Genomic DNA, 5,159 nt, shown 5'->3' with positions numbered 1-5,159 from the left:
TTTGGTATCAGAGCTATCAGATTTTTAGGGCTAATTGTGCATCTGCTAGACAAACAAATTAGCCTGTAATTCAGAGCCAGCAATCGTTTTGACGATTTGGATAAAATTTTCAATGTGACACTTTAGGGTGCGGAATGTGGGTTAAAACGTACCTCTTCAAGTAAGATATTAAATCTTTGATCATTTTCTGGTTATAGCGGTGTGCAGTTGAATGAAATACATACAAATATACTCATTAATTAATTGGGATCGCATAATAATTGATCTAAACATCAATAGTACACATATATGTATTTCACTCAATCGAATACCGCTATAGAAGCACAAATTTTAACAGAAACCGGAGAACCAAAGTAAATGAGTTAACGTTTAAGACTCACCTCGTAAGCTGAAAACCCTTATTCTCTCGTTAAAAATGTCTCAACTCCACACTCCGAACTCACATTAGACATTACACAGTAAAACAATGCCAATGACTGTAATAAAAGTCCCCACAATGGCAGAAAGGGTTACTTTTTCTTTCAAAAAGATAACTGCTAAAGGAAGCACAAACAGGGGTTCAGTTGAATTTAAGGTATTAGCAATGGAGACATCAATATATTTAATCGCCACTAAAGACAACCAAAATCCACCAAAGGTAATCACAGCAACGGAGATAATTAATCGCTTCATCAGATGAAAATCCTTGAGAGGATTGATCCATAAACCGACTCGTTGGGTGACTAAACCAAAGAAAAAGATTCCCGTCGTTCCCGAAAGCATCCGGATGAAAGTGGCTTGAATGGCCGAAATATCCGCTAATCCTTGCTTGGCTACAATTAACGATACAGACATACAAAAGACGGAGAGAAGCCCCAAAACAATACCGCGCAAACTTGAAGAAGTCTCATCATGGGAAATTTTGGCATAAAGGACGATTAATACCCCGGTTAATACTAGGGCAATCCCTCCCCAAGTCATCGGTGTGGGGGTTTCTCCTAAAAAGACAACCGCAAGAATAACGGTGAACACTTCTCCTAATGTGAGCAGTAAAATCAAGGCATGAGGACCGATATTTTGTAAAGCTGCGAAAAAAAAGGTATCTCCCAAGGTAATTCCTAATAAACCACTGAGAATAAGAAGCAATAGGGGTTCTCGACTAATATCTTGATAACCCGTTAGCAAAACAGCGATCGCTAGAAGGACAATACTAATTGTTCCTTTCGCCAACGTCAAAGCCAAGGGGGAAAGATGTTCTCCGAGTCGTTTAAAGAGAATTGAGCCGACTGCCCAAGAAGCGGCTGATCCCAAGGCGGCTGAAATACCGATAATGCGAAGATTCATAATAAATTCAAGTTGTCCAATTTACACTTTTCGGAAGACCAGTACATACCGTTGGGGAATAAACTGATACTGAGTTTCTAACTGAAATCCATATCGTTCTAATTGAGCGATAATGAGTTCTTTGGCGATAAAAGGACCGTGATAGGGTAAGGTTTTATCCTCCACAACCGCATTGTCAACGACGATAAAACGACCACCGGGTTTGAGGGCATCTCTGATACTAGCAATATAGCTTTGCCGAACGGATTCACTGTTAACTGTATAGATGATATGATACAGAGAACACATATAGGCTAAATCCACTTGATTCGGTGGAATTCCTATACTATCGATGTTGGACAAGTGAACAAACTCAATATTGTTAAAATCGAATTTTTCGGCGACACTTTTGATAAAATCAACGTGAGTTTTCACCGTATCAAGGGCAAGAACTTTTCCCTTAGCTCCCACCGCTTCAGAAAATTTAAAGGTAAAATAGCCAGGTCCACTGCCAATATCTGCAATGGTCATCCCCGGTTCAAGATTGAGTACCTCCATCATTTTACTGGTTTTTTCCCATTCTTCTCGACGGGGATTATTAAAGAGAATAAAGTCTTCTAGATAAGCCAGTCTTTCTTGTCCTTTAAAGGTTTGGGCATCTTCAAACTCTTTGAATTTGTATTTGCGCTCAAGATATTCTTTTAAGTTGGCAAAGTCATTTTCTGACCAAAAGTTAAAAAATTCTCGATGATACTTATCGGACAACATTTGTTGTTGTTTATCAGGGGGAGCTAATAAGTACCAAGCAAACCATTGAAGGGCTGTGTATTCTCCTCCATAGTTTTCTTTGGGAATAATGCGATCATAAACCGTACTCGCTGCCGTAGCTGCCTCTAAATTGTTATTATTTAAGGCATCTAAGAGAAATTTGGACGCTTGTTTGCCTGCTTCCGTAATATCAAAGGTATCGATACTCCCTAAATGAATAATAGACGTTTTTGAGTGAATGTAAATATGGTCGATCAGAAGGGCTTTCCTCTCATTACTTTGAACAGCAACGGCTGATACCATTGATAACATTAAAAGAGATAAGAGTAAGGCTTCTCGGCGTATTTTGGGAAATTTAAACAAGGTAATCATTGCCAGACCTGTGAAATAAGATAAGTGAGGGGATATTTATGCTTTTTTAAACACCAATACATACCGTTGAGGAATGAACTGATATTGACTTTCTAAGCGAAATCCATACTGCTCTAATTGAGCAATAATAAGTTCCTTAGCAATGTAAGGTCCATGATAAGGAAGCGTTCCATCTGGAACAACCGCATTATCAACAACGACCAAACGGCCATCGGGTCTAAGGGCTTTTTTCAGGTCGTTAAGATAACGTTCTCGCACTTCTTCATAAGTCACGGTGTAGATAATATGGTAAAGAGAACACATATAAGCCAAGTCAATTTGATTCGCTTCGACCCCAATATTATCTGCTTTAGGTAGGTGAACAAAATCAATGTTTTTGAGGTTATATTTTTCAGAAACTCCCTTAACAAAATCAACATGATCTTGAACCGTATCAATCGCAAATACTTTTCCTTTGAGTCCTACCGCTTCAGCAAATTTGAAGGTAAAATAGCCAGATCCACTGCCAATATCAGCCACATTCATGCCAGGTTTAAGGTTGAGTATTTCCATCACCTTACTGGTTTTTTCCCATTCTTCGCGACGAGGATTATTGAAAAGCATAAAATCTTCTAAAAAGGCCGTTCGTGAATGTCCTTTAAAGGTTCTGCCATCCGTAAATTCTTTGAGTTTATATTTACGTTGCAAATATTCTTTTAAGTTGGCAAAGTCATTGGCTGCCCAATAATCAAAGAATTCTCGATGATATTTATTAGACAACATTTCTTTTTGTTTTTCTGGGGAAGCTAATAAATACCAAGTAAACCATTGAAGGGCAGTATATTCGCCTCCATAATTTTCAATGGGAATAATGCGATCATAAATCTTACTGGCGGTTTGAGCGGCAGCTAGATTGTTATTTTCCAGTGCATCCAACAGGGCTTTGGCAGCGGCGATTCCTCCTTCGCTAGTATTAGGAAAATCAATTGTGTTACCTAGATGAACTAAAGAGGCTTTAGAATCAATCTTAATTTGATCCATTAGAACGGCTTTTCGTTCATTCCCTTGAGTGGCAATGGGAGACAGCAGTGGCATTATTAAAAGAGCCAATAATAAACTTTTGCAATGTATTTTCAGAAGTTGAATCATGGTATTCACCTAGGATAAAATAGGGTAAACAAGTTTAGGGGAGAGAACCGATATTAAGGTTAAAGGGAGTTCCTTGCAGGGTCTGAATCAGTTGCCTTTGTTGAGTAGAAAGAACTTGATTTGCTTGCTTTTGGCTTTGGTTACGAATTTGTTCTAACCTTTTGCGATTTTCTGCCATAATCTGTTGACAAGCCGGAGATTTGTTATCAGGGGGAACTTGAAAACTTTTAAGCACTTTTTGATTCGTTTCTTCTCCAATTTTTCTCAAGCGATTTTGCTGATCTTTAGTTAATTTTAACAGCTCAACAGTTTCTTCCTGATTGAGACTTTGCCAACCATAAACCTGAATCATAATCTCTCGGATTCGGGTAAATTGGGGAGGATGTAAAATTTGAGTTAACTGTTTATTTTTAGAGGTCATTACATTTTGGACTTGAGTAAAAAACTGACGTTTAGCAGATTCATTCCAAGGGGGAGAGGCCGGCTTTGAGCGATCATACACCTGAGTTAATTCTTGTTGTAAGTTTTTCTCTAATTGGGATAGCTCACGGATTTGCCAATCAGTCAGTTTCAGTTCTTTTTGGACTTGAGAAAGCTTAAGTAATGCTAAAGGATGAATTCCCGGCGGAAAAGGTAAACAAGCAGGGGTTTGTTGGGCATAGGCTTCTACGGGAGGGCGAAGGATAGATGAGACTAGGAGGGGAGCATGAACAATTCCTAGGGCTACACAGCCTATCATTAGGGTCGTTTTTAGAAAGAGATGCTTAACCATGATTAAAAGATAAACAAAGATACAGTCGGTTGACTAAGACAGAGTAATCGGATGATAAGCTCACGATCATCATAGCCTGTCTTCAAGAGAAGCCACTTGGATAATTACTTAAGAAAAACTTAAAAGTGAATTACTTAAAAAAACTTAAAATCACTTCTCTTTTTTAGGGGACTCTTGCTAACCTGAGTTCGGGATAAAACGGTCGGTTTTGAGCAGGAGCTAGGAATTGGCCATTGGGAATTAGGGATAATTCGGGAATTAGAAATCAGGAATCAGGAATTAGTGCAGCCCTATCTAGTTCCAACCCCCAACGGCTAACTGACGTTACCCAGATGATCTGATATATACCGTTTCTCGCACTGTACCAATAAAATTATTTTGACAAAAAGCCTTGCTCAGGCGATCGCCCGGGAGACCTTTTTTGCTAAACTCATAGATATTAACTTGAGGATAGAGAAAGTATGTATACTTTAGACGTTCATAATCTGAGATTTATTAAACTTCTGAAATCGTAGAGTGAGCAAGGAATCCAGTTCTTTTTTATGTTTCAGGTGGGCATCATTCAGACATTCATAAATAGCTGAAGAAAAGTCAGAAAAGTTTTCATAGTATTTACCATACAAACATTTCTTTTTGACAAATTTCCACAGCCTTTCAATTAAATTTAGATTAGACGAATAAGACGGCAAATAGAGTAGCTCTATTGACAAAGAAAGAGCCAATTCTTCAACAATTTTACATTTTTGATAGCGGGCATTATCTAAGACTAGAGTGATGGGAATAGTTATTCCTAAAGCAGCTATTTTTTTAAGAAGTT

At 38.2% G+C, this 5,159-nt stretch carries 5 protein-coding genes; all 5 read right to left on the bottom strand.

The annotated features are described in order from the left end of the window. Positions 1-444: 444 nt before the first annotated feature. On the bottom strand, positions 445-1,323 hold the full coding sequence (locus tag IM477_RS15440; RefSeq protein WP_287732440.1) for a DMT family transporter: 879 nt from the start codon (positions 1,321-1,323) through the stop codon (positions 445-447). Positions 1,324-1,344: 21 nt separating this feature from the next. Beyond that, the gene (locus IM477_RS15435) at positions 1,345-2,433 is read right to left on the bottom strand and encodes a class I SAM-dependent methyltransferase (RefSeq protein WP_287732439.1); all 1,089 of its coding nucleotides are present in this window, start codon (positions 2,431-2,433) and stop codon (positions 1,345-1,347) included. Positions 2,434-2,478: 45 nt separating this feature from the next. Then, positions 2,479-3,570, bottom strand: a complete 1,092-nt coding sequence (locus tag IM477_RS15430) for a class I SAM-dependent methyltransferase (RefSeq protein ID WP_287732437.1) — start codon at positions 3,568-3,570, stop codon at positions 2,479-2,481. A gap of 34 nt (positions 3,571-3,604) precedes the next feature. Then, positions 3,605-4,309, bottom strand: a complete 705-nt coding sequence (locus IM477_RS15425; protein WP_103127378.1) for a hypothetical protein — start codon at positions 4,307-4,309, stop codon at positions 3,605-3,607. A 503-nt stretch (positions 4,310-4,812) separates the two neighbouring features. Continuing rightward, on the bottom strand, positions 4,813-5,159 hold a 347-nt coding region (locus IM477_RS15420; protein ID WP_287732434.1), incomplete at its 5' end, for a transposase.

The organism is Microcystis sp. M090S1, from assembly GCF_020246295.1.
Classification (GTDB): domain Bacteria; phylum Cyanobacteriota; class Cyanobacteriia; order Cyanobacteriales; family Microcystaceae; genus Microcystis; species Microcystis aeruginosa.
The sequence above is the reverse complement of the archived record's forward strand: the minus strand, read 5'-3'. Positions and strand labels throughout refer to the sequence as shown.

Excerpts from the sequence above, each read along its gene's own strand:
- IM477_RS15440 (WP_287732440.1), bottom strand. The coding sequence starts at position 1,323 with ATGAATCTTCGCATTATCGGTATTTCAGCCGCCTTGGGATCAGCCGCT.
- IM477_RS15430 (WP_287732437.1), bottom strand. The coding sequence starts at position 3,570 with ATGATTCAACTTCTGAAAATACATTGCAAAAGTTTATTATTGGCTCTT.
- IM477_RS15425 (WP_103127378.1), bottom strand. The coding sequence starts at position 4,309 with ATGATAGGCTGTGTAGCCCTAGGAATTGTTCATGCTCCCCTCCTAGTC.